Genomic DNA, 23,451 nt, shown 5'->3' with positions numbered 1-23,451 from the left:
AGCGCGAGAAGCGTGAGAAGTGCGAGGAGCGCCAGAGGCCCCAGAGGCAGCCTCAGAGGCTCCACCGGACTCAGGGGTCCCAGGCGCCCCAGAAGTCCCAGGAGAACGATCCGGCTGACGCGCCGGGGCCGTATCGCCCTGATCGCGGCCGGCGCCGTCGTCGCCGGTACCGCAGTGGCGGTGCCGCTGCTGACGACGGACGAGGAGGGCGAGTCCCGTCCCACCTCCCTGGTGATCCCGGAGGGCCGGCGCGCGACCCAGGTCTACGGGGCCGTCGACAAGGCCCTCGCCCTGCCCGCGGGCACCACCAAGAAGTCGCTGGCCAAGGCCGACCTCAAGCTGCCGAACGACGCCGAGGGCAACCCCGAGGGCTATCTCTTCCCCGCGACCTACCCGCTGGGCGAGAACCCGACCCCGGAGAAGCTGCTGACGGCCATGGTCGACACGGCGAACAAGAAGTTCACCGGCGCGCCGGTCGCCGCGGGCGCCCAGCGCAACGCGCTGAACGTCTACCAGGCGGTCACCATCGCCAGCATCGTGCAGGCGGAGGCCGCCGCCAAGGAGGACATGGGCAAGGTCGCCCGGGTGATCTTCAACCGGCTGGAGCGCGGCATGCCGCTCCAGATGGACTCCACCATCAACTACGCCCTGGGCCGTTCCACCCTGAAGACCACCGACAAGGACACGAAGATCGACAGTCCTTACAACTCGTACCAGCGCATGGGACTGCCGCCCACCCCCATCGCCAATCCGGGCGACGAGGCGATGACCGCCGCCATCAACCCGACCCCCGGTGACTGGCTCTACTTCGTCACGGTCAAGCCGGGCGACACGCGCTTCACCGCCGACTACGCCGAACACCAGCGCAACGTGGCCGAGTTCAACCGCCTCCAGCGGAGCGCCTCGAAGCAGGCCGAGGGCGAGGCCGCCACGTGACCGGCCGGGGCGTCACGCGGCCACCGGCTCCTCCTCGGCCAGCAGCCGCCTGATGTCCCGCACGGCCGCGCGTCCCGCCCGGTTGGCGCCGATGGTGCTGGCGGAGGGCCCGTAGCCGACGAGATGGACCCGCGGATCGGCGACCGCGCGCGTCTCCTCGACGCGGATGCCGCCGCCCGCCTCCCGCAGCCGCAGCGGCCTCAGATGGTCGATGGCGGCCCGGAACCCGGTCGCCCACAGGATGACGTCCGCGGCCACCCGCCGCCCGTCGCTCCACTCCACCCCCTCGGGCGTGATCCGGTCGAACATGGGCTGCCGGTCGAGCACACCCGACTCCAGTCCGGCCCGGACCGCCTCGTTCAGCGGCAGCCCGGTCACCGACACCACACTCTTCGGCGGCAGCCCCTGCCGCACCCGTTCCTCCACGAGCGCCACCGCGGCCCGGCCCGCGTCCTCGTCGAAGGGACCCTCGCGGAAGACGGGGGGCCTCCTGGTCACCCATGTGGTGGCCGCCGCGTACGGGGCGATCTCCAGCAGGTGCTGCGTGCCCGAGGCGCCGCCGCCGACCACGATCACGCGCCGCCCGGCGAACTCCTGCGGCCCGGCGTACTGCGCGGTGTGCAGCTGCCGTCCCCGGAAGGTCTCCTGCCCCGGATAGCGCGGCCAGAAGGGCCGGTCCCAGGTGCCGGTCGCGTTGATCAGCGCACGCGTCGACCAGGACCCGGCCGACGTCTCGACGAGCAGCCGTCCGGCCGTCCCCTCGCGCACCGTCCGCACGTCCACCGGCCGCAGCACCCGCAGGTCGAAGGTCCGCTCGTAGTCAGCGAAGTACCCGCTCACCACCTCGGCGGACGGCCGCGCCGGATCCGCGCCGGTCAGCTCCATCCCCGGCAGGGCGTGCATGCCGTGCACCTTGCCGTAGGTCAGGGACGGCCAGCGGAACTGCCAGGCGCCGCCGGGCCCGGGGGAGTGGTCGAGCACCACGAAGTCGCGCTCGGGCTCGAACCCCGTGCGCCGCAGGTGATAGGCGGCGGCGAGCCCGGCCTGACCGGCACCGATGACGACGACCTCGACCTCGCGTGTGTTGTTCACGCTTCTACCAACTGTGTGGCGGGCCCCGGTCTTCCCCCGGTGTCAGGATGGGGGCATGCCAGATGCCTTCACCACCCGAGTCCTCAACCTCGCCACCGGCTCGGCGGAGCGGGTCGCCGACATCACCGGTGACTGCGAGTCCTTCCTGCGCGAGGCGGCGTCCGGTCGCGACGGCCTCCTCAACGTCTTCGTCCCGCACGCCACCGCCGGGATCGCGATCATCGAGACCGGCGCCGGCAGCGACGACGACCTGCTGTCCGCCCTCCACACCCTGCTCCCCGCCGACGACCGCTGGCAGCACCGCCACGGCAGCCCGGGGCACGGCCGCGACCACGTCCTGCCCGCGTTCGTGCCCCCGCACGCGACGCTGCCGGTGATCGGCGGCCGCCTGGAGCTCGGCACCTGGCAGTCGGTGTGCCTGGTGGACACCAACCGGGACAACCCCGACCGCCGGGTCCGGCTGAGCTTCCTCGGCTGACGGCAGCCGTCCGCAGGGCTCCGGCGTCCTACTCCACCGCCATCTCGCCCAGTTCCGACCAGCCCTCCTGGTCGACCGTCGCGTTCACGATGCGGGGAGTGCGGGCCAGGTGGCGCGGCAGCTTCTCCTGGGCGGCGCGGAAGTGCGCGGACCGGACGTGGGCGGCGCCCGCCTCGTCGTCGCGGAACGCCTCGACCAGTACGTACTCCGTGGGGTCGTCGACGCTGCGCGACCAGTCGAACCAGAGGCAGCCGGGTTCCGCCCGGGTGGCCCGGGTGAACTCGCCGGCGATCTCCGGCCACTGGTCGGCGTGCTCGGGGAGCACCTGGAACTTCGCCGTAATGAAGATCATGGGTTCGGTTCGCCTTCTGTGTGTGCGGGGCCCGGAGGGCGTAGCTGCCGACGAGGTTACCGATGAAGTCGTGACATACCGGTCCGGGGATCAGGCGTCCGCGCGGGTCCGTCCCCGGACCACCAGCCGCTTGACCAGGGGCCAGACCAGCAGCAGCACGATCACCGCGTACACCGTCACCGAGAACGGCGTGTCGACCAGACCCGTCACGCTGCCGTCGCTGATCTGCAGGGCGCGGCGCAGCTGCTGCTCGGCGTTCGGGCCGAGGATGACGCCGATCACGGCGGGCAGGACGGGCAGCCCGTAGCGCCGCATGCCGAACCCGATCAGACCGATGACCAGCAGGATCACCAGGTCGACCACCTCACCGCCGACCGCGTACGCGCCGACCGCCGCGAAGAACATGATCCCCGCGTACAGGTACGGCCGCGGGATCCGCAGCAGCTTGGCCCACACCGGCGCCAGCGGCAGGTTCAGGGCGAGCAGCAGCACCATGCCGACGAACAGGGAGGCGATCAGACCCCACACCAGCTCGGGCTCGCGCTCGAAGAGCAGGGGTCCCGGCTGGATGCCGTACTGCTGGAAGGCGGCCAGCATGACCGCGGCGACCGCGGTGGTCGGCAGGCCGAGTGTCAGCATGGACACCAGCGTGCCCGCCGCCGAGGCCGACGCCGCCGACTCCGGACCCGCCACGCCCTCGATGGCGCCCTTGCCCCACTCGTCCTTGTGCTTGGACAGCCGCTTCTCCGTGACGTACGACAGGAAGGTGGGGATCTCCGCGCCGCCCGCCGGTATCGCGCCGAACGGAAAGCCGATGAACGGGCCGCGCAGCCAGGACTTCCAGGTGCGCCTCAGGTCGCCGCGGCCGAGCCAGGGGCGGCCCACCGGGATCGGTTCGGCCGCCCCGCGCCGCAGGTGGGCCGCCACCCACAGCGCCTCGCCGATCGCGAACAGACCGACCGCCACGATCACCACGTCCACGCCGTCGGCGAGTTGCAGCGAGCCGAAGGTCAGCCGCTGCTGGCCCGTCATCTGGTCCAGGCCCACCAGGCCGATCGTCAGACCGATCAGCAGTGAGGCCAGGCCCCTGATCCGCGACGAGCCCAGCACCGACGTCACGGCGATGAACGCCAGCACCATGATGGCGAAGTAGTCCGGCGCGCCGATGTCCACCGCCAGGTCGGCGACCGTCGGCGCGAGCGCCACCAGCAGGACCGTGCCGATCATGCCGCCCGCGAAGTGACCGATGGCCGCGGCCGCCAGCGCCTGGGCGCCGCGCCCCGCCTTGGCCATGGGGTTGCCCTCCATGGCCGCGACCACGGCGGCGCTCTCGCCGGGGGTGTTGAGCAGGATGGAGGTGGTCGAACCGCCGAACATCGCGCCGTAGTAGATGCCGGCGAACATGATGAACGCCGCGACCGGGTCCAGCCCGTACGTGACCGGCAGCAGCAGTGCCACCGCCATCGCCGGACCGATGCCGGGCAGCACGCCGATGGCCGTGCCGAGCAGCACACCGAGCGCGGCCCACAGCAGGTTGAGCGGGGTCAGGGCCGTGCCGAACCCGTCCATGAGGGAGTTGAGGGCGTTCATGTCAGAGCACTCCCATCAGCGGACCGCCGGGCAGCGGCACGCCGAGCAGCTTGTCGAAGACGACATAGGTGATCAGGGACAGCACCGCGGCGATCAGCGGATCGCGGTCCACGCGGCGGCTGCCGAGCGCGAAGGCGGCGCCCCAGAAGAGCAGCGCACCGGCGACGGGGAAGCCGGCCGGTTCGATGAGGGCGGCCGCGCCGAGGAAGATCCCGGACAGCAGCAGCACCGTGCGCCAGTCGGCCGGTTCGGACAGGTCGATGTCCTCGCCGCCCTCGGCCTCGCCCCGGCCGCCGCGCAGCACGTCGACGGCGAGCAGCGCGGCGATCACCAGCAGACCGATGCCGACCACGACCGGCACGGTCTTGGGGCCGACCGGGCCGCGCTGGGCGATGTCGACGTCCATGGTGAGCGCGTCGGTCAGGACGAGCACGCCGAGCGCCAGCAGCAGGGCGCACACGCCCAGTTCGGAGTGCTCACGCAGCCACGAGGGCCGGCCGGCGGCCGCCTTCTCGTGGTTCTCGGGGAGTCCGGTCGGCGTCGTCACAGTCCCAGCTCCTTCAGCACCGACACCACACGCTGGTCCTGCGCCTCCAGGAAGTCGCCGAACTCCTCACCGGTCAGGAACGCGTCGTCCCAGCCGTTCTGGTCCATGGACTTCTTCCACTCGGGCGAGTCGTGCAGTTCCTCGAACAGGCGGATCAGCTTGTCGCGCTGTGCCTCGGACAGACCGGGCGGGGCGACGATGCCGCGCCAGTTGGTGAAGTCCACGTCGTAGCCGGACTCCTTGAGGGTGGGCGCGTCCTCGAGGTCGTCCACCCGCTCGGGGCCGGTCACCGCGAGCACCCGCAGCTCGCCCGCCTTGATCTGGTCCAGGTACTCGCCGACGCCGGAGACCCCGAAGCCGACCTTGTTGCCGAGGATGGAGGCGAGCAGTTCCCCGCCGCCGTCGAAGGGGATGTAGTTGACCGCCTTCGGCTGGATACCGGCGGCCTGCGCCATCAGCATCGGCGCGAGGTGGTCGGGCCCGCCCGGCGACGAACCGCCGCCCACCGGGATCTTCCCCGGGTCCTCCTTCCAGGCGCCGATCAGCTCGTCGATCGTCTGGTACGGCGAGTCCTTGGCGACCACGACGACGTCCTGCTCCTCGGTGAGCCGCGCGATCGGCGTGGCGTCGGCAAGGGTCTTGGGCGCGTGGTTGGAGCGGGCGGCGCCCACGACGCCGAGGCCCATGGACATGGCGAGCTTGCCGTTGCCGTGCTCGCTCACCAGCCGGCTCAGGCCCACGGTGCCGCCCGCGCCGGGCAGGTTGAACACCTCGATGTTGTGCGTGAGCCCGGCGTCCTCGGCGTTCTTCGCGGCCGTGCGGGCGGTGATGTCGTAGCCGCCGCCGGGCGTGTTGGGAACCATGAAGCGCAGGCCCGGAATCCGGGTGCCGGCGGCCGAGTCGTCGCCCGAGGAGAGCAACGGCGGCCCCGCCAGCACGAGCACGGCGGCCCCGAGCAGGGCAAGGGGGGTGCGCAGGCGCACGTATGACACCACCTGTCGGTTGGGTAGGAGGGGTACGGGAGCCCTGTGGGGGAGGGTGACGTGGGCCACATGGTGCCCGCGCGGCCGCCGCCTGTCTTCCTTGCGGAACCAAGGGAGGTTGTGTTCATTGCGGTCGCCGCGGCCGCCGGACCGACATCGCCGTCGGATCGCCGGTTCATTGCGAACCAGGCACATCCCTTTCCCTCGCCGCAGGTGGGCGCCATGATGGCGACCCGGCACCCCCGCCCCTCCATGAGCCCAGAACGAGTCCGCCGTGGCCCCCACCTTCCGCCGTCAGACCCTCGCGGGCGAGATGCTGGTCCTCCAGCTCGCCATCGTCGTGGTCGTCCTGCTCGCGGTGGCCGCCGTCTCGCTCGCCCAGTCCAAGGCCACCTTCAGCCGCGTCGAAGGCCGCCGGGTCACCGCACTGGCCGAGCAACTGGCCGCCACGCCGCTGGTCCGCAGCCAACTGCTGCGCCCGGTGCCGCAGGAGGCCCTCGCCCCGCTGGTCAACTCCACGCAGACCCAGTCCGGGGTCACCTCCGTCACGGTGGCCGACGCCGACGGCCGCGTCGTCAGTTCCACCGACCCCACGCTGATCGGAGCCCGGCTGCCGCGCGGCGCGGGCGCCGGTGTGTCGCGCGGCAGGTCGGGGCCGCTGACCGTGCGGGGGAGCCGGGAACTCGTCGCCCAGGTCCCGGTGCTCGGCGCCACCCGGCAGACCCTCGGCCGCCACCTCGGCACGGTGATGGTCGGCGAGGCAGACCCGACGGTGTGGCAGCGCCTCAGCGGTGCCTCCTCCTACCTCCTCGCCTACCTCGGCATCGCCAGCGGCCTCGGCGTGGCCGGCTCCTGGCTGCTGGCCCGGCGCGTCAAGCGGCAGACCCTCGGCCTGGAGCCGCGCGAGATCGCCGGCCTCGCCGAGCACCGGGAGGCCATGCTGTACGGCATCGCCGAGGGCGTCGTCGCCCTCGATCCGCAGCACCGGCTCACCCTGGTCAACGAGATGGGCCGGCGCCTGCTCGACCTGCCCGCCGACTGCGTGGGCCAGAGCCTGGACGGCCTCGGCATCGACGGCCGGCTGCGCGACGTCCTCGCCGGCGCCACCTCGGAAACGGCCGAGCCGCGCGACGAGGTCGTCGTCCGCCACGGCAGGGTCCTGGTCATGAACCGCATGACCGTCACCAAGGACGGCCGCCCGCTCGGCTCGGTCACCACCCTGCGCGACCGTACCGAACTGGCCCGCCTGGAGCGGGAGATCGGCTCCTTCCGCAGCACCTCCGAGCTGCTGCGCGCCCAGGCCCACGAGTTCGCCAACCAGCTGCACACCATCTCCGGGCTCATCCAGATCGGCGAGCAGGAGGAGGTGGTGCGCTACATCCGCGGGCTCAACCAGCGCCGCCAGTCCCTGGACGTCACCCTCAGCCGCCGGGTCCGGGACACCGCCGTGGCCGCGCTGATCACGGCGAAGTCCTCCCTCGCGGCCGAGCGCAGGGTCGCCCTGCGCGTCTCGGACCGTACGGCGCTGGACCGGCTGGAACCGGCGGACGCCGCCGACGTGGCGACCGTGGTCGGCAACCTCGTCGACAACGCCGTGGACGCCGCCGCGGCCCTGGACGGCGCCCACGAGCCCTGGGTCGAGGTCGAGCTGCGGCAGGACGCCGCCAGCGTCGAGATCGTGGTCCGCGACTCCGGCCCCGGCGTGGCGCCCGAACTTGCCCGGGAGGTCTTCTCCCACGGCTTCACCACCAAGGCGGCCCGGCAGGGCGAGCGGGGCATCGGCCTGGCGCTGACCCGGCTGGTCTGCGAACGTCACGGCGGTGAGATCTCGGTGACCAACACCCCCGAGGGGGCCGTGTTCACCGCACGCATGACCGTCAGCCACCTCACCGACGCGGTGGCGGAAGGAGCAGCACCATGACGGCTATGAGCGGCATTTCCGACGCGACCGCCCCGAGCGCCGCGAACCCCAAGACGCCCCGCGCCGCCGCCCCGATCGGCGTGCTCGTGGTCGACGACGACTTCATGGTGGCCCGCGTCCACCGCGCGTTCGTCGAACGGATCGAGCCGTTCCGGGTCGTCGGCGTCGCCGGCACCGGGGAGCAGGCGCTGGCCGCCGTCGCGGACCTGAGTCCCGACCTGGTCCTGCTCGACCTGTATCTGCCGGACGTCTTCGGCCTCGACGTCATCCCCCGGTTGCGCGCCGCGGGCCACGACTGCGACGTCATGGTCATCAGCGCGGCCCGGGAGGCGGACGCGGTACGCGGCGCCGTGCGGCACGGCGTGGTCGACTACCTCCTCAAACCCTTCGAGTTCGAGGACCTGCGGGTCCGCCTGGAGCGCTACGCCGTTCAGCGCGGCCGGCTGCTGGGCACGGTGGTGCGCAGCCAGGCCGACGTCGACCGGGTACTGGCCGGGGCCGCTCCACCGGCCGCACCGGCCCCCGCGCTGCCCAAGGGGATGAGCGTGGAGACCGCCGGACTCGTCGAGCGGACCCTCCGCGGGGCCGACGGCACCCTGTCCGCCAGCGAGTGCGCGGCGCTGACCGGCATCTCCCGGGTCAGCGCCCGCCGCTACCTGGAGTACTTCCACACCGTGGGCACGGCGGAGGTCTCCCTGCGCTACGGGGTGGCCGGCCGCCCCGAGCGCCGCTACCGTTTCCGGGGCGCGGTCACCGGCCCGGCGCTCCGGCCCGCAGGCCGTCCATGATGAAGTCCAGGAACCGGGTGACCCTCGGCTGCCAGTCCTCGCCGGGGTCGATCAGCCACAGACCCCCGAGGACGAGGAAGAAGTCGTCCCCGGTCACTCCGGACCGGATCGTGCCGGCCTCGACGTTGGCCCGGAGCAGGAGTTCGGCCGCCTCCTCCAGCGGGGTGGGGCGCGGCTTCTCGGGGGCCCCGGGCGCGCTGGTGACCAGCCGGATCGCGTCCGCCAGCCCCGCCTTGGTCATGGCGAACTCGGCGAGGCGGTCCATCCACTCGCGCAGGGCCCGGTCGGGTTCCCGGGTGGCCAGCATCGCGGGCGCGGCCTCGGCCACCTGCTGCATCCCGTAGCGGTAGATCTCCAGGACGAGTGCCTCGCGGTTCGGGAAATTGCGGTAGAAGGTGCCCTGCCCGACCCCCGCCTTCTTGGCGATGGTGCTCAACGGCGCGTTCGCGCAGTGCGTCAGCTCCTCCGTGGCCACGGCCAGGATGCGCTCGCGGTTGCGCTGGGCGTCCGAGCGCAGCGGAGTGTCCGGCTTGTCCTTGTCCGACTGCGGCACTCGTCCTCCTTCCGGGTGGGTGGCCGAATCCCGACCTTGCTAAGCGGACAGCTGTCCGCTACGTTTTCCGTGAGTGGACAGTTGTCCGTTTGTCCGCCCCACTCTACCGGCGGAAGACGCCCGATGGCCCCGTCCACCCGTGAATCCACTGCCTACAGCCAGTTTTCCCGGTCACCAGACACCAAAGAAGGCTGATCATGGCCCCAGCGCCCTCGTCGACGTCCAGCGCCGTCGTCCTGAACATCAACGGCGAGAAGCACCAGCTGACCGTCGACCACCGCACCACCCTGCTCGACGCCCTGCGCGAGCGCCTCGACCTCACCGGTACCAAGAAGGGCTGCGACCAGGGGCAGTGCGGCGCCTGTACCGTCCTGGTCGACGGGCGTCGCGCCGTCTCCTGTCTGAACCTCGCGGTCGCCGCCGAGGGACGCGAGATCACCACCATCGAGGGGATGGCCGAGGGCGACCGGCTGCACCCGGTCCAGCAGGCCTTCCTCGACCTCGACGGCTACCAGTGCGGGTACTGCACCCCCGGGCAGATCTGCTCGGCGATCGCCGTCATCGAGGAGCACGCGGCCGGCTGGCCCAGCGCCGCCACCGAGGACGTACGCCCCGAGGCCGGGCCGCCACCGCTGACGCCGGACGAGATCCGCGAACGGATGAGCGGCAACCTGTGCCGCTGCGGCGCCTACGTCTCCATCGTCCAGGCGGTCACCCGCGCCGCCGAGGCACACGAGGCCGCGGCCCACGACGACGACCGTGCCGACCGGACCGGGACCACCGAGGAGACGGCCGCATGAGGGAGTTCGCCTACCAACGCGCCGACGACGTCTCCGGCGCCGTGGCCCTGCTCGCCGCCGACCCCGACGCCCGCTTCCTCGGCGGCGGCACCAATCTCGTCGACCTGATGAAGAGCGGCGTCGAGCGCCCCGCCCGGCTCGTCGACGTCCGCGAACTCCCCCTGGACGGCATCGAGGAGACCGCGGACGGCGGCCTGCGCATCGGCGCCACCGTCACCAACAGCGACCTCGCCGCCCACCCCGAAGTGCGCCGCCGCTACCCGGCCCTGGCGCAGGCGGTCCTGGCCGGCGCCTCCGGCCAGCTGCGCAACATGGCCACCGTCGGCGGCAATCTGCTCCAGCGCACCCGCTGCGGCTACTTCACCGACCTGAGCAGGCCCTGCAACAAGCGGGCCCCGGGCAGCGGTTGCTCCGCGATCACGGGCGAGCACCACAACCACGCCGTCCTGGGCGCCTCCGACCACTGCGTGGCCGTCCACCCCTCCGACATGGGCGTGGCCCTCACCGCCTTCGACGCCGTCGTCGGCTACGAAACCCTCGACGGGCCGGGCCGGTTGCCGCTGGCCGACTTCTACCTCCCCGTCGGGGACACCCCGCACCGGGAGACCGCCCTGCCGCCCGGCGCGCTGATCACCGGCGTCACCCTGCCGCCCGCCCCGGTCGCCGCCCGCTCCCGCTACCGCAAGGTGCGCGAGCGCGCCTCGTACGCCTTCGCGATCGGCTCGGTCGCCGCCGCGCTCGACGTCGAGGACGGCGTCGTGCGCGAGGCCCGGCTGGCCTTCGGCGCGGTCGCCTCGCGGCCCTGGCGGGCCCACGCGGCCGAGTCCGTGCTGACCGGCGCACCGGCCGACGGCGACACCTTCGCCGCCGCCGCGGACGCCGAACTCGCGGCCGCCAGGCCGCTGCCCGACAACGGATACAAGGTGACCCTCATGCGCAACCTCGTGGTGGCCGTCCTGACCGAACTCGCCGAGGAGACCGCCCGATGACCACCGCCACGACCGGCCGTACGGCACTCAAAGGCGTCGTCGGCACCCCGCACACCCGAGTCGAGGGCCGCGACAAGGTCACCGGGGCGGCCCGCTACGCGGGCGAGATCCCCTTCGCCGACCTCGCGCACGGCTGGCTGGTGCTGTCCACCGTCGCCCGCGGCCGCATCCGCACGATCGACACCAAGTCCGTCCTCGCCATGCCCGGCGTCCTGGCCGTCCTGCACCACGGCAACGCCCCGCGCGTCGACACCGACTACATCGGCCTGCTGGGCGCCCCGCCGGACCCCACCGCCGCGGTCTTCCAGCAGGACCGGGTGCACCACGTGGGCTGGCCGGTCGCCCTCGTCGTCGCCGAGACGCCCGAGCAGGCCCGGGAGGCCGCCGAGGCCCTCGTCGTCGCCTACGACGAGGAACCGCACGACACCGCCCTCACCGCCGATCACCCGGGCGCCCACCCGGCCGGCGGGGTCATGCCCGGCGAGACCGCCAAGGGCGACCTGGAGGCCGGCCTCGCCGCCTCCGCCGTCGTGGTGGACGAGGAGTACACCACCCCCGAAGAGCACCACAGCATGATGGAGCCGCACGCCGCCACCGCCCTGTGGGACGGCGGCCGGCTGGAGGTCGTCGACTCCAACCAGGGCACCACCTGGATCCAGGGCGAACTGGCGAACCTGTTCTCCCTCGACGCCTCCGCGGTACGGGTGCGTTCCGAGCACATCGGCGGCGGCTTCGGCAGCAAGGGGCTGCGCGCCCACCAGGTCGCCGCCGTCATGGCCGCCACCCAGTTGCAGCGGCCGGTGCGCGTGGTCATGACGAGGCGGCAGATGTTCTCGCTGGCCGGCTACCGCAGCCCCACCCTCCAGCGCGTGCGGCTCGGCGCCGACGCGGACGGCCGGCTGCTCGCCCTGGAGCACCGCTCGCTGAGCCAGACCTCCAGGGTCCACGAGTTCGTCGAGCCCAGCGCGGGCGTCGCCCGGGTGATGTACGACGCCGACGCCCACCACACGGCCAACGAGGTCGCGCCGCTCGACGTGCCGTCGCCCACCTTCATGCGCGCGCCGGGCGAGGCACCGGGGTCCTTCGCCATCGAGTCGGCCCTCGACGAACTCGCCGAGCGCAGCGGCGTCGACCCCATCACCCTGCGCCTGCGCAACGAACCCGAGGTCGGCCCGGTCTCCGGTCTGCCCTTCAGCAGCCGCAACCTGGACGCCTGCTTCCGCGAAGGGGCCCGGCGGTTCGGCTGGGCCGAGCGCGACCCGCGCCCCGGGACGCGCCGGGACGGGCGCTGGCTCCTCGGCACGGGCACGGCCGCCGCCTCCTTCCACGCGGGCGCCGGTCCCTCCACGGCCGCCGTCACCGCGCAGGCCGACGGCGGCTTCACCGTGCGGATCGCCGCCGCCGACATCGGCACCGGCGCCCGTACGGCGCTCACCCTCGTCGCCGCCGACGCCCTGGAGGTCGCGCCCGACCGGGTCCGGGTCCGGATCGGGGACAGCGACTTCGGCCCCGCGACGATCGCGGGCGGCTCGATGGGCACGCGTTCCTGGGCCTGGGCGGTCCGGCTGGCGGCCCGCGAACTGCGGGAGCGGCTGGCCCTCGGCACGACGATCCCGCCGGAGGGCATCACCGTACGGTCCGACACCACCGAGGTCCTCGGCGCCCTCGCCCAGAAGGAACGGCACTCCTTCGGCGCGCAGTTCGCCGAGGTCGCCGTGGACACCGCCACCGGCGAGGTGCGGGTGCGCCGCATGCTCGGCATCTTCGCGGCCGGCCGGATCGTCAACCCGCTCACCGCCCGCAACCAGCTCGTCGGCGGCATGGTCTGGGGCATCTCCATGGCCCTGCACGAGGAGGCGGCCCGGGACCGGACGACCGGCGCCCTCTACGCCCCCGACCTCGCCGGGTACCACGTGGCCACCAACGCCGACGTGGGCGACATCCAGGCCGACTGGGTGGACGACCCCGACCCGGACGACCCGGTGGGCATCAAGGGCGTCGGCGAGATCGGCGTCGTGGGCGCCGCTGCGGCCGTCGCCAACGCCGTCTGGCACGCGACCGGCGTACGCCACCGCAACCTGCCGATCCGGCCGGACCGGGTGCTGTCGGCGGGGGTGTCCGCGGCAGGGGGCGGCCCGCATGCTTGACATCGCCGACGAGCTGACCGGCTGGCTCGCGCAAGGGCGGGAGTTCGCCGTCGCCAGCGTCGTCTCCGTCGGCGGCAGCGCACCGCGCGGGCCCGGCGCGGCCCTCGCCGTCGACCGCGACGGCACGGTGATCGGCTCGGTCTCCGGCGGCTGTGTGGAGGGCGCGGTGTACGAGCTGTGCGCCGAGGCCCTGGACAGCGGCGAGAGCGTGCGCCGGCGGTTCGGCTACAGCGACGAGGACGCCTTCGCGGTCGGCCTCACCTGCGGCGGGGTGATCGACGTGCTGGTCACGCCGGTCGGCGCGGACGCGCCGTCGCGCGAGGTGTTCCGGGCGGCGCTCTCGACCGCCGCCCGGGGCGGGACCGTGGCCCTCGCCCGGGTAGTCCGGGGCCCCTCCGAGCTCCTGGGCCGCGCCCTGCTGGTCCTTCCCGACGGCACCCACGAGGGCGGCCTCGGCGGGCACCCCGGTCTGGACCGCACCGCGGCCGCCGAGGCCGGTGCCCTGCTGGACGCCGGACGCACCGGCACGGTCGGACTCTCGGAGGACGGCTCGCACTGCCCCGGCGGGCTCACCCTCCTCGTCGAGTCCAGCGTGCCGCCGCCCCGCATGATCGTCTTCGGCGCGGTCGATTTCGCCGCGGCGCTGGTGCGGGCGGGGAAGTTCCTCGGGTATCGCGTCACCGTGTGCGACGCCCGGCCGGTCTTCGCCACCCGGGCCCGCTTCCCGGAGGCCGACGAGGTCGTCGTCGACTGGCCGCACCGCTATCTGCGGCAGACCGATACCGACGAACGCACGGTGCTGTGCGTGCTCACCCACGACGCCAAGTTCGACGTGCCGCTGCTGACCGAGGCCCTGCGCAGACCGGTCGCGTTCGTCGGCGCCATGGGCTCGCGCCGCACCCACGAGGACCGCCACCGCCGGCTGCGCGAAGCGGGCCTGACCGAGGACGAGCTGTCCGGGCTGCGCTCACCGATCGGCCTCGACCTCGGCGCGCGCACCCCGGAGGAGACGGCCCTGTCCATCGCGGCGGAGATCGTCGCGGCCCGCCGCGGCGGAACGGGCGTGCCCCTGACGGGTGGTTCGGCACCGATCCACCGGGAGCGGGAGGTGACGGGAGCGGCTGCCTGAGGGACGCGGACGAAACCGCTGGACGCGGGCGAACCCGCTGCCGGGCCGGGGACGCCCGACCCCCGAACGGGCCGGCCGGACGCCCGGAGACTCAGGGCAGGGTCGACTCACCGGCCAGGCGGACCGCGCACTCCAGCATCATCGCGTGCACGAACGCCTGCGGGAGGTTGCCGCGGAGCTGGCGCTGGCGCACGTCGTACTCCTCGGCGAACAGCCCGGGCGGTCCGCAGGCCGCCCGGGTGCGCTCGAACCAACGGAACGCGCCGATCCGGTCGCCGACCCGGTGCGTGGCGAGCGCCATCGTGAAGCCGCAGAGCAGGAAGGCCCCCTCGGCCTCGCCGAGCGGCACCCCGGAGTGTTCGAAGCGGTACAGGTACCCGTCCTCGGCCAGGCGGGACTCCACGTAGGCGCGGGTGGCGGCGTCACCGTCGCCGTCCCCGAACGCGCAGCCGCGGGCCATCGGCACCAGCAGCGCGGCCTCCGGCCCGTCGTCGTCCTCGGCCCGCCGCCAGCGGCCGTCGGGGCGCAGGCAGCGGCGCCGGGTCTCCCGCAGCACCGTGTCGGCGAGGTCGGCGCACCGGCGCGCCGCGGCCCCGGGCAGCACCTCCGCCATCCGCCGCAGCCCGCACACCACGCTCAGCCGGGAGTGGGTCCACCACCGGTTCTCCAGCTCCCACAGGCCGGCTTCCGGCTTCAGCCACTGCCGCTCCACGACGTCCACGGCGACGGCCGCGGCCCGTTCCGCCTCGTCGGTCAGCCGGTCGTGCAGGGCGGCGGCGGCGAACAGTTGCAGCGCCTCGCCGAAGGTGTCCAGCTGGAACTGCGCACCCGCGTCGTTGCCGACGTGGTCGTTGCCACCGGGGTAGCCGGGCAGCCGCAGCGAGCGTTCCTCACCGACCGGCCGCCCGTCGACCGTGTAGGCGGGGCGTACCCCGTCGCCGTCCGCGAGAATGCGCTCGGCGACGAAGCGCACGGCGTCGTCGGCCAAGGGGTGCGGCCCGTGCGCGGCGACCGCGAGACCGGCATAGCACTGGTCGCGCAGCCAGGCGTAGCGGTAGTCGTAGTTGCGCCCGCTGTTGGCCCGTTCCGGCAGGGACGTGGTCGCGGCGGCGACCATCCCGCCGGAGACGCTGGTCAGGCCGCGCAGCACGGCGTACGCGTGCCGGGCGTCGCGGGGCGCGACCAGCCGCGAGCAGTCCGGGACGGCCCGCCCCCACTCCCGTTCCGTCGCCCGCCACAGCGCGTCGGCGTCCAGCGGTCCGGACTCCGGCCCCTCGGACAGTTCCAGCACGAGGTCGTGCGTCTCGCCCTCGCGCAGCCGGAACTCACCGCACAGCCCCGCCCCGTCCCGCCACACCGCGTCCGGTGCCCCCGCGAGCCGCATCCGCAGCCCCTCCGTCCCGGCCGCCCACACGCCGCCTTCCTGCCGCGGGCCGCGCATCCGGGCCTCCCCGAAGCCGGGCCGCGGGTCCAGGTCCATGCGCAGCCGGGCCCCGCCCCGCTCCGCGCGCATGCGGCGCAGCAGCACGAGCCGGTCCGTGCGGGTCGGCAGGGCCAGGGCCTCCCGGCACTCGATCACGCAGTCGGCGGTCACCCACCGGCTGGTCCGGATCAGCGTGCCCTCCTCGTAGGAGCCGCCCCAGACGTGCCAGGGGTCCGCGGGCTCCACGGTGAAGTGCCCGGCTCCGCCGATCAGCGCCGAGAACACGGCGGCGTCGTGCCACCGAGGTGCGCACAGCCACACGATCCGGCCCCGGGGGTCCAGGACGGCCCCCCGCTCACCGTCGGCGAGTACCGCGTACTCGCGCAGTGCCCAGGGTGGGCACGACGTGTCCGGTTCCGGCGCGCGCCGGTCGTCGCTGTCCTTCATGCCGCTACGGCTATCCCGGCGCCGGTGACCGAAACGACGCCGTCCCGGTAGCCCCGGCAGCCCCCGGACGCACTCCCGTCACCGCTGCCGCGGAGGTCACCGGGGCCCCGTCGGTCCCGTGCTCACCCAGCGGGCCCACCGCCAGCCCCGCCTCGCGGCAGTCGCGCACGATGTCCGGCAGCGCGCCGAGCGCTGCCCGCCAACTGCCCGGGGCGGAGGCGTGGTCGGTGTCGTGGAGGAGGATCGTGCCACCCCCGCGCAGGTCCGCCGCCACGGTCGCGCGGACCGAGGCGGGCGTGGCGTCGTGCCGCCAGTCCTTGCCCCACGCGGTCCACAGCACGGGCCGCAGCCCGGCCCGGCGGGCGGCCGCCCAGCGCCCGGAGGTGAGGATGCCGTAGGGCGGCCGGTACCAGCGCGGATCGCTTCCGGACACCTCGGCCACCACCCGGACGGCACGCCGCAGTTCGCGCGCGTCCCGCGCCGGCGACGGCCACCAGGGGCGGTCGTGCGTCCATCCGTGGACGGCGAGTTCGTGTCCGCGCCGGACCAGCTCACGGGTCAGCGCGGGGTGGCGCGCGGCGTTCTCGCCCAGGACGAAGAACGTGGCCCGTACCCCGAGTCCGTCCAGTACGTCGAGGAACCGCGGCGTGGACGCCGGATCGGGGCCGTCGTCGAAGGTGAGCGCGACGTGGCCGGGGCTGCCCCGGCCCGCCAGACCCGGGAACCGGCGGCGGCGCAGCTCCGGCAGCCAGGTCGCGGCCGGACCGATGTGGGCCAGCACGGCGGCGAGGGCCGGAGCGACGGCGTACACCGCCCGTCCGGCGGGAAATCCGTGACGCATCCGTGGTACCTCCGGTCTGTTCCCCCGCGTTTCGTCCCGAGTCGTTCGGACCGGGTTCCGTTCCGGGGCGTGCGGACCCGATCCCGTGCCGTTGGCCCGTTCCGCTCACCGCTCACCGCTTGACCGCCCGCCCGGGGCCGTCCCGTGCCGCCGGGGCCGTGTCCCAGGCGCCGTGCACCGACGGGGCCCGGGCCAGCCCGACGCTGCCGAGGCCGATCAGCGCCACGCCGATCAGTTCGGGCAGCACCCGCACCCCGAGCAGGATCTCCTCGCCGAACAGGGCCCAGCCCAGGGCGACGCTGGTCAGCGCGTCGCCGAGGGTCAGGGCAGGCTGCGAGGCGGCCAGCGTCCCCGCCCGCAGGGCGCTCTGCAACAGCAGGAAACTGGCCACGCCCACCACCGCGGTGGCGTACGGCGGCCACTGGGTCAGCACCTCGCCCACCCCCTGGGGGAGCCGTCCGGTCAGTTCCTTGAGCAGCGCCGCCGTACCGCCGAACCCCACCGCGGACGCCGATCCGAACAGCGCCGCGCGGGGCGCGCCGCGCACCAGGCTGCCGACCGAGGCGAGGACCGTCATCAGGACGAACAGCGCCAGCCCCGCCCAGACCCACCGGCCCCCGGTGGCGGTGTCGTGACCGGCCGACGGAGCGGCGGAGCCCAGGAACAGCGCGAGCCCCACGGCCAGCGCGACGAACGCCAGCCACGTCCGCGTGTCCGGACGCCGGTGGAAGACCGCGCTGCCGACGACCAGCGTGAACAGCAGTTCGGTGGCCATCAGCGGCTGGACGACGGCCAGACTGCCCACCGCGAGCGCGGCCGCCTGGAGCACCGTCGTCAGCGCGAGCAGCGCCGCCCCGCCGACCCAGTACCGGTCCCGCACCAGCCGCAGCAGCGAGCGCACCACCGTGTGCCGGGCCCCCGCCCGGTCCTCGTCCTGTGCCGCGGCCCGGCGCTGCAACACCGACGCCGCAGCGTTGGACAGCGCCGCGAACAGGGCGAGGACGACGGTGAGGACACTCACCGCGGCGCGCTCCCGGTCATCCGAACCGTGCGGCCAGCCGCCGGTACAGCCCCGGAGCCGCGCCCCGCACCCGGCACGGCAGACGCAGCCACGAGGGCACGTACACCTCGTCCCGGCCCCGCAGCACCGCGGTCCGCACCGCGTCGGCCACGCGCTCGGGAGGCACCGGACGCGGCCGGGAGCGCCGGTAGGGAGCGCCCCGGCGCTCGAAGAACGGAGTGTCGACGACGCCCGGCACCACGTGGGTGACCCCCACGCCCGTGCCCCGCAACTCGTAGCGCAGCGAGTCCGCGAAGGCGCCGATCGCGGCCTTGGCGGCGGAGTACACGGCCTCGTCGCGCACCGCGACACAGCCCGCCAGCGATCCGATGAGCACCACCCGCCCCGAACCCGCCGCCACCATCCCCGGCAGCAGCAGCCGCACCAGCCGCAGGGTGGCCAGCACGTTGATGTCGAGCACCTCGTCGATGGTGTGCGGCGGCATGTCCAGGAACTCCCCGGCCCAGCCCACCCCGGCCCCGGCCACCAGCAGGTCCACCGGGCCCGCCGTGGCCAGCGTGAAGTCGGTGAGCTGTCGGCCGGCGCCGGGCAGGGTGAGGTCCGCGGCGAACGCGGTGGCCGACGTGTCGTCGGCGACCTGGCGCAGCCGCACCGGGTCACGTCCGGTGAGCACCAGCCGCCAGCCGTCCTCGTCACCCAGCCGGCGGGCCACGGCCGCGCCGATGCCGGAGGACGCCCCCGTCACGAGCGCCGTGCGGGTCCGGGGGTCCCGGACCCCGACGGGCCGCCGCGGGGGCTTCGCCTGGTCCGCGTCGGGTGCGACGACCTGCGGTCCGGGACCGGACCGGGGACGGGAGAACGCAGGGACCATGGGGACCACCTTGGCTCGGGGCGGGCACCGGGAGGCGGCCGACCGCACGGTCGGGCTCCGGCATCCGGCCGGACGGGCGGTCACGGAGTATCCCTCAGGAGACGCCCGAAACGCCCGCTTGTGCGGTGGTTTGGAAGCGACGGTACCGGCAACTTGGTCCGCCGTGCATCCCCGCAGCTCATCAGCGCCCCGCCGCCCCGGAACCCCGCGCGGTCCGCGGGGCGGCCGACGTGTGCTGGTGCTCAGCGCGAGCATGGGCGCCGGTCACGACACGGTCGCCACCGAACTGGTTCGGCGGGCCCGAGAGAACGGCGACACCGCCGAGGCCGTCGACGTCCTCGCCCTCCTGCCGTACGGCCTGGGAACGGCCCTCAGGTGCTTCTACCGCGGGTCCGTACGGCACTTCCCGTGGGCGTACGCCGCCCTGTACCGCCTCTTCCTGCGGCCAGGCGCGGGACGCCGACCGAGCGGGACGCCCCTGGCCCGGCTCGCCGGGAGCAGGCTGCGCGAGCTGGCGGAGCGCACGGGCGCGGACGTGGTCGTGCCCGTCTTCCACCTGGGCGCCCAACTGACCGGCCACCTCCGGGAGCGCGGGCTGCTGTCCGTGCCCAGTGTCGTCCTCGTGATCGACTTCGAGCCGCACCGGCAGTGGCTGCACCCCGGCAACGACCACTGCCTGTGTCTCACCGAGGAGGCGGCGCGCGAGGCGCGGGGGAGCACCGGCGGGCCCGCGGCGACGTGCGGCCCCGTCGTGGCGCCGGAGTTCTCGGCCGACGACGTCCCGGGGGCGGCCCGGTGGCGGGAGACCTTCGACCGGCTCGGCCCCGGGCGGCCCGCCGTGGTGCTGTCCGCCGGTGCCTGGGGCGTCGGCTCGTACCTGGGCGCCACCGTCCGGCTCCTGGCCGACCACGGCTACCTGCCGGTCGTGCTCTGCGGCGACAACCAGCGGCTGCGCCGCACACTGTCCGGCACACCGGGCGTCCTCGCCCTGGGCTGGGTGACGGACATGCCGGGCCTGCTGCACGCCGCCCGGGCCCTGATCGACAACGCGGCCGGCCAGACCGCCGTACAGGCGCTCGCGGCCGGGCTGCCGGTCGTCGGCCACCGCCCCCTGCCCGGCCACGGCGCGGACGGCGTACGGCGGATGGCCGCGCTCGGGGTGTCCGAGGTCGCCGAGGACGGGACCGCGCTGCTGGAGGCGCTGCGGCGGCTCACCGCACCGGGCCGGGACCGGCGGCGGCGGACCGCCGCCGGACGGGCGCTGTTCACCGAGCACGCGGACGCCCTGACCCTGGTGACCGCTGCCGCCGACGCCGCCCGCGCGGGCGCACGGCGGTGAGGGAGCGGTTCGCGAGCGCCGCGAGCGCACGTCCGTTTCCCCGGACCGTCCCAGGGCACTCGCCCCGGAGCGCGAACCGGCACAAGGAGGCGACGCCGTGCGGCTCGACGAATTCCTCACCCGGGTCCGCGACCGTGGTGAATACCACGGCGACGACGAGGCCGAGCAGGTCACCACGGCCGTCCTGTGGGTGATCGCGTCCCGTATCCCGCCGGAGGAGGCCGCCGACCTGGCCCGCGAGCTTCCCGCACCCCTGGACGACGCGCTGCGCCTGGAACGCGGGAGACCCGAGACCTTCGGCCGCGCGGAGTTCCTGCGGCGGGTGGCCCAGCAGACCGGCGCCCGGCCGCGCACCGCCGAATGGGACGCCGGCGCCGTGCTGTCCACCCTCGCCGAGGCGGTGCCCCGCGAACGCGTCGACCGACTGCTGGCCTGCCTGCCCGCCGACTGCGCCGACCTCTTCGGCGGTCCGGCACCCCACTGAAAACCGCCCTAAGACGGGCCACCGCGACCGAGGAGACACCCATGACGGACGTTGAGCAGCGCTACGCCGACGGGGAGGAGACACCCCTGGGCGGCTACGCGGCGCTCGCGACGACCTTCGCGGCCACCGCCGCCGCGTTCGCGGTGACGGCGCGGCGCCGTGGGGTCCGGCTCCCGGACACCGTCCCGGCCTGGGACGTGGCCCTGCTGGGAACGGCGACGTTCAAGGCCTCACGCCTGCTGACCAAGGACAGGGTCACCAGTTTCCTGCGGGCGCCGTTCACCCGCCGGGAGGGTGAGGGCAACGCCAACGAGGTGATGGACGCCGGGCGCGGCACCGGACTGCGCCGTGCCGTCGGTGACCTGCTCTCCTGCCCGTTCTGCACCTCGGCCTGGGTGGCCGGCGGACTCGTCGGCACCTACGCCGTCGCGCCCCGCGCCGGTCGGCTGCTGTCCGCGGGCCTGAGCGCGGTCGTGGTGTCGGACTGGCTCCAGTACGCGTGGAGCCTGACCGCGCAGAAGGCCGAGGAATGACCGGCTGACCACCGGTCGGGCCTCAGTCGCGCTCGGCGCGCTCCGCCCGCTCGGCGTGCAGCTTCTTCACCCGGGCCGCCTCCTTGCGCACGTCGGCCTGGACCGCCTGCTCCCGCTCCAGCCACTCGGGGCGCTCCTGCTTCAGCGCGTCGATCTGCTCCGTGGTGAGCGGCTCGGTGACGCCGCCCCGGTGCAGGCCCGCGATGGAGACGCCCAGCTTGGCCGCCACCACCGGCCGCGGGTGCGGACCGTCGCGCCGCAGGTCGCGCAGCCACTCCGGCGGGTCGGTCTGGAGCGCGTTCAGCTCGGCGCGTGTGACGACGCCCTCCCGGAACTCGGCGGGTGTGGCCTCGAGGTACACACCCAGCTTCTTCGCCGCGGTCGCGGGCTTCATGGTCTGGGTGTTCTGGTGCGACGTCATGCGGTCAAGGGTATCGATCGTGTGAGTGGCTCCCGACCACGCCCGGTAACCTGGCCGAGTGACAGGCTCGGAAGCTTCCCCCTCGTTCCGGCTCGCGTATGTCCCGGGGGTGACGCCCGACAAATGGGTGCGCATCTGGAACGAGCGGCTGCCGGACGTCCCCCTCGCCCTGACCCAGGTGCCCGCCGCGGAAGCGGGCGGCGTCCTGCTGGGCCGCGACGCCGACGCCGGTCTGGTACGGCTGCCCGTCGACCGTACGGCGCTCAGCGCCATCCCCCTCTACACCGAGACCACGGTCGTGCTGATCCCCAGGGACCATCTCGTCACCGCGGCCGACGAGGTGACCGTCGAGGACCTCGCCGACGAGATCGTGCTGCACCCCCTGGACGACGTCCTCGACTGGGAGCGGCTGCCGGGCAGGCCCGCCCTGGAGCGCCCCGCCACCACCGCGGACGCCGTCGAACTGGTGGCCGCCGGGATCGGCGTGCTGCTCGTGCCCCTGTCGCTGGCCCGCCTGCACCACCGCAAGGACCTCACGTACCGCACGGTCACGGACGCCCCCGAGTCGAGCGTGGCCCTGTCCTGGCCCGAGGACGCGCACACGGACCGCGTCGAGGACTTCATCGGCATCGTCCGGGGCCGGACCGTCAACAGCACCCGGGGCAGGCAGCCCGAAGCGGCGCGCGCGAAGGACGGCCGCGCCGAGGCGGCGGCCCCCGCCCGTCGCACACCGGCGGCGGGGAAGACGGGCGGCAGGCCGGGCGGCGCCACGGGCGGCAGGACCGGCGGGAAGCAGACCGGAGGCGCCCGGCGCGGCACCGGTGGCGGCCACCGGGGCGCCGGCGGCGGCAAGGGCAAGGGCGGCGGACGCGGCGGCCGACCGCGTCAGCGCTGACCCCACCGGACTCGGGCCCGCCGGACCCCGACCCGTCAGCGGACCGTCGGGCTCGGCGTCGGCGCGGAGGTGTTCACCTCCAGGCCCGGCGGCGCGGTGAGCGAGAGCACCGGCTCGCCGGGCTGCGGAGCGGGCGGTGTGAGCTGCACCTTGGGCAGGTTCGGCGGGGCGGTCTGCTGGAAGTTGACCTGGTCGAAGTTGACCAGCCCGGTCTTCTCCAGCACCGTGATGTGGTCCAGGACGGTGTCGTTGGCCTGGTCGGCGAGCTGCCGCACCAGGGAGTTCTTGGTGTTGGCGCGGATGCTGGCGACCGCGGGGAAGATCTGGCCGTGGGTGATCCGCATGATGTTGACCGCGGTGGTGTCGAACTGCTTGCCCGTGGTCCCGTCCACGGTCGACACGAACTGCTGCTGCTGCGGCGAGGCCAGGTTGGGCAGGGTGATGCCCAGCTCCGGCGCGATCCTGCGGCAGGTGGCGTCCAGCCGGGAGTGGCCGACGACCAGGTGCTCACCGGCCTCCCGCATCTCCGGTGTCGTCCCCCGCTCCATGGCCATCAGCCCCAGCGGGTGCTCCCACAGCCCCGCGGCACGCACCTTCACCACGAAGTCCCGGTCCTGCTCGGTGAGCGGCCCGTACCGCGTGTTGGTGACGACCCGGGCCGGGTCACTGCCCGCGTTCCGCACCCCGAGCATGGTCGGGTAGGCGAGCGCGGTGAGGGTGAGGACCAGGGCACCGGCCACGAAGGCGGTCCCTGCCGTGGTGCGCGTGATGCGCATCGTGCCTCCTGGGGCGAAAACAGGCTCGGACACCAGGAGGTACGGATACGCGAGGCGGTCTGATCACCGCGCCGGGCAAAACCTGCGACGCGAGG

24 protein-coding genes are annotated in these 23,451 nt (G+C 74.2%); 12 read left to right on the top strand and 12 right to left on the bottom strand.

Features of this window, described 5'->3' with window-relative positions:
• Positions 1–174 precede the first annotated feature (174 nt).
• A complete protein-coding gene (gene mltG, locus ACIRGB_RS20085) occupies positions 175–936 on the top strand; it encodes an endolytic transglycosylase MltG (RefSeq protein ID WP_403866516.1) in 762 nt (253 codons plus the stop codon).
• A 12-nt stretch (positions 937–948) separates the two neighbouring features.
• Here the strand turns inward: mltG and ACIRGB_RS20080 are convergent, their stop codons facing one another.
• Positions 949–2,028 (bottom strand): NAD(P)-binding domain-containing protein, encoded by a 1,080-nt coding sequence (locus tag ACIRGB_RS20080; protein ID WP_403866513.1) that lies wholly within the window; start codon positions 2,026–2,028, stop codon positions 949–951.
• A 55-nt stretch (positions 2,029–2,083) separates the two neighbouring features.
• Between ACIRGB_RS20080 and ACIRGB_RS20075 the strand changes: the two genes are divergently transcribed.
• A complete protein-coding gene (locus ACIRGB_RS20075; protein ID WP_165287326.1) occupies positions 2,084–2,506 on the top strand; it encodes a secondary thiamine-phosphate synthase enzyme YjbQ in 423 nt (140 codons plus the stop codon).
• 28 nt (positions 2,507–2,534) lie between these two features.
• Here ACIRGB_RS20075 and ACIRGB_RS20070 read toward each other — a convergent pair whose 3' ends face one another.
• The 4 genes from ACIRGB_RS20070 to ACIRGB_RS20055 form a co-directional block, all read right to left on the bottom strand.
• Positions 2,535–2,858 carry a putative quinol monooxygenase gene (locus tag ACIRGB_RS20070; protein WP_403866509.1) on the bottom strand — a complete coding sequence of 108 codons (324 nt, stop codon included), beginning with the start codon at positions 2,856–2,858 and terminating at the stop codon, positions 2,535–2,537.
• A 90-nt stretch (positions 2,859–2,948) separates the two neighbouring features.
• A complete protein-coding gene (locus ACIRGB_RS20065) occupies positions 2,949–4,448 on the bottom strand; it encodes a tripartite tricarboxylate transporter permease (RefSeq protein WP_403866506.1) in 1,500 nt (499 codons plus the stop codon).
• A gap of 1 nt (position 4,449) precedes the next feature.
• Positions 4,450–4,995, bottom strand: a complete 546-nt coding sequence (locus ACIRGB_RS20060) for a tripartite tricarboxylate transporter TctB family protein (RefSeq protein WP_403866504.1) — start codon at positions 4,993–4,995, stop codon at positions 4,450–4,452.
• Complete coding sequence (locus ACIRGB_RS20055) at positions 4,992–5,978, bottom strand: Bug family tripartite tricarboxylate transporter substrate binding protein (RefSeq protein WP_403866501.1); 987 nt, start codon at positions 5,976–5,978, stop codon at positions 4,992–4,994. Before ACIRGB_RS20055 ends, ACIRGB_RS20060 begins: the two co-directional genes overlap by 4 nt.
• Before the next feature lie 274 nt (positions 5,979–6,252).
• Here ACIRGB_RS20055 and ACIRGB_RS20050 point away from each other — a divergent pair, with 274 nt between their 5' ends.
• Together ACIRGB_RS20050 and ACIRGB_RS20045 are read left to right on the top strand one after the other, a co-directional pair.
• Positions 6,253–7,899, top strand: coding sequence for an ATP-binding protein (locus ACIRGB_RS20050; protein ID WP_403866498.1), 1,647 nt, complete (start codon positions 6,253–6,255; stop codon positions 7,897–7,899).
• The gene (locus ACIRGB_RS20045; RefSeq protein WP_403866495.1) at positions 7,896–8,687 is read left to right on the top strand and encodes a response regulator; all 792 of its coding nucleotides are present in this window, start codon (positions 7,896–7,898) and stop codon (positions 8,685–8,687) included. Before ACIRGB_RS20050 ends, ACIRGB_RS20045 begins: the two co-directional genes overlap by 4 nt.
• Here the strand turns inward: ACIRGB_RS20045 and ACIRGB_RS20040 are convergent.
• Complete coding sequence (locus ACIRGB_RS20040; RefSeq protein ID WP_403866492.1) at positions 8,650–9,240, bottom strand: TetR/AcrR family transcriptional regulator; 591 nt, start codon at positions 9,238–9,240, stop codon at positions 8,650–8,652. The genes ACIRGB_RS20045 and ACIRGB_RS20040 overlap by 38 nt on opposite strands.
• A 197-nt stretch (positions 9,241–9,437) precedes the next feature.
• Here ACIRGB_RS20040 and ACIRGB_RS20035 point away from each other — a divergent pair, with 197 nt between their 5' ends.
• Genes ACIRGB_RS20035 through ACIRGB_RS20020 form a run of 4 tightly spaced genes read left to right on the top strand, consistent with a single transcriptional unit; the run spans position 9,438 to position 14,305 of the window.
• On the top strand, positions 9,438–10,040 hold the full coding sequence (locus ACIRGB_RS20035; protein ID WP_403866489.1) for a 2Fe-2S iron-sulfur cluster-binding protein: 603 nt from the start codon (positions 9,438–9,440) through the stop codon (positions 10,038–10,040).
• Positions 10,037–11,029: an FAD binding domain-containing protein gene (locus ACIRGB_RS20030; RefSeq protein WP_403866486.1), complete on the top strand. Its 993-nt coding sequence runs from the start codon at positions 10,037–10,039 to the stop codon at positions 11,027–11,029. The genes ACIRGB_RS20035 and ACIRGB_RS20030 overlap by 4 nt, the downstream gene beginning before the upstream one ends.
• Positions 11,026–13,176, top strand: a complete 2,151-nt coding sequence (locus ACIRGB_RS20025) for a xanthine dehydrogenase family protein molybdopterin-binding subunit (RefSeq protein ID WP_403866484.1) — start codon at positions 11,026–11,028, stop codon at positions 13,174–13,176. Before ACIRGB_RS20030 ends, ACIRGB_RS20025 begins: the two co-directional genes overlap by 4 nt.
• Positions 13,169–14,305, top strand: a complete 1,137-nt coding sequence (locus tag ACIRGB_RS20020) for an XdhC family protein (RefSeq protein WP_403866481.1) — start codon at positions 13,169–13,171, stop codon at positions 14,303–14,305. The genes ACIRGB_RS20025 and ACIRGB_RS20020 overlap by 8 nt, the downstream gene beginning before the upstream one ends.
• Positions 14,306–14,396: 91 nt before the next feature.
• Here the strand turns inward: ACIRGB_RS20020 and ACIRGB_RS20015 are convergent, their stop codons facing one another.
• From ACIRGB_RS20015 to ACIRGB_RS20000, 4 genes are all read right to left on the bottom strand, one after another.
• Positions 14,397–16,175: a glycoside hydrolase family 15 protein gene (locus ACIRGB_RS20015; protein ID WP_403866478.1), complete on the bottom strand. Its 1,779-nt coding sequence runs from the start codon at positions 16,173–16,175 to the stop codon at positions 14,397–14,399.
• 10 nt (positions 16,176–16,185) lie between these two features.
• Positions 16,186–17,016, bottom strand: coding sequence for a polysaccharide deacetylase family protein (locus ACIRGB_RS20010; RefSeq protein ID WP_403866475.1), 831 nt, complete (start codon positions 17,014–17,016; stop codon positions 16,186–16,188).
• 112 nt (positions 17,017–17,128) lie between these two features.
• Entirely contained in the window at positions 17,129–18,037 is a 909-nt protein-coding gene (locus ACIRGB_RS20005) for a DMT family transporter (protein ID WP_403866472.1), read from the bottom strand.
• A 16-nt stretch (positions 18,038–18,053) separates the two neighbouring features.
• Positions 18,054–18,908, bottom strand: a complete 855-nt coding sequence (locus ACIRGB_RS20000; protein WP_403866469.1) for an SDR family NAD(P)-dependent oxidoreductase — start codon at positions 18,906–18,908, stop codon at positions 18,054–18,056.
• Between the two features lie 253 nt (positions 18,909–19,161).
• Between ACIRGB_RS20000 and ACIRGB_RS19995 the strand changes: the two genes are divergently transcribed.
• The 3 genes from ACIRGB_RS19995 (at position 19,162) to ACIRGB_RS19985 (ending at position 21,264) form a co-directional block, all read left to right on the top strand.
• The gene (locus ACIRGB_RS19995; protein WP_403867170.1) at positions 19,162–20,247 is read left to right on the top strand and encodes a galactosyldiacylglycerol synthase; all 1,086 of its coding nucleotides are present in this window, start codon (positions 19,162–19,164) and stop codon (positions 20,245–20,247) included.
• Between the two features lie 97 nt (positions 20,248–20,344).
• Positions 20,345–20,731, top strand: a complete 387-nt coding sequence (locus tag ACIRGB_RS19990; RefSeq protein ID WP_403866466.1) for a DUF2267 domain-containing protein — start codon at positions 20,345–20,347, stop codon at positions 20,729–20,731.
• A 41-nt stretch (positions 20,732–20,772) separates the two neighbouring features.
• On the top strand, positions 20,773–21,264 hold the full coding sequence (locus ACIRGB_RS19985) for a DUF1360 domain-containing protein (protein ID WP_403866464.1): 492 nt from the start codon (positions 20,773–20,775) through the stop codon (positions 21,262–21,264).
• Between the two features lie 22 nt (positions 21,265–21,286).
• Here ACIRGB_RS19985 and ACIRGB_RS19980 read toward each other — a convergent pair whose 3' ends face one another.
• Positions 21,287–21,685: a DUF5997 family protein gene (locus tag ACIRGB_RS19980; protein WP_403866461.1), complete on the bottom strand. Its 399-nt coding sequence runs from the start codon at positions 21,683–21,685 to the stop codon at positions 21,287–21,289.
• A gap of 58 nt (positions 21,686–21,743) precedes the next feature.
• On the opposite strand from ACIRGB_RS19980, the gene ACIRGB_RS19975 reads away from it, so the two are divergent.
• Positions 21,744–22,580, top strand: a complete 837-nt coding sequence (locus tag ACIRGB_RS19975) for a LysR substrate-binding domain-containing protein (protein WP_403866459.1) — start codon at positions 21,744–21,746, stop codon at positions 22,578–22,580.
• Positions 22,581–22,615: 35 nt separating this feature from the next.
• Here ACIRGB_RS19975 and ACIRGB_RS19970 read toward each other — a convergent pair whose 3' ends face one another.
• Entirely contained in the window at positions 22,616–23,356 is a 741-nt protein-coding gene (locus ACIRGB_RS19970; RefSeq protein WP_403866456.1) for a DUF4142 domain-containing protein, read from the bottom strand.
• Positions 23,357–23,451 lie beyond the last annotated feature (95 nt).

Origin of the sequence: Streptomyces sp. NPDC102490 (assembly GCF_044765285.1) — a bacterium.
GTDB lineage: Bacteria > Actinomycetota > Actinomycetes > Streptomycetales > Streptomycetaceae > Streptomyces.
This window is presented reverse-complemented; position numbering and strand designations above follow the sequence as displayed.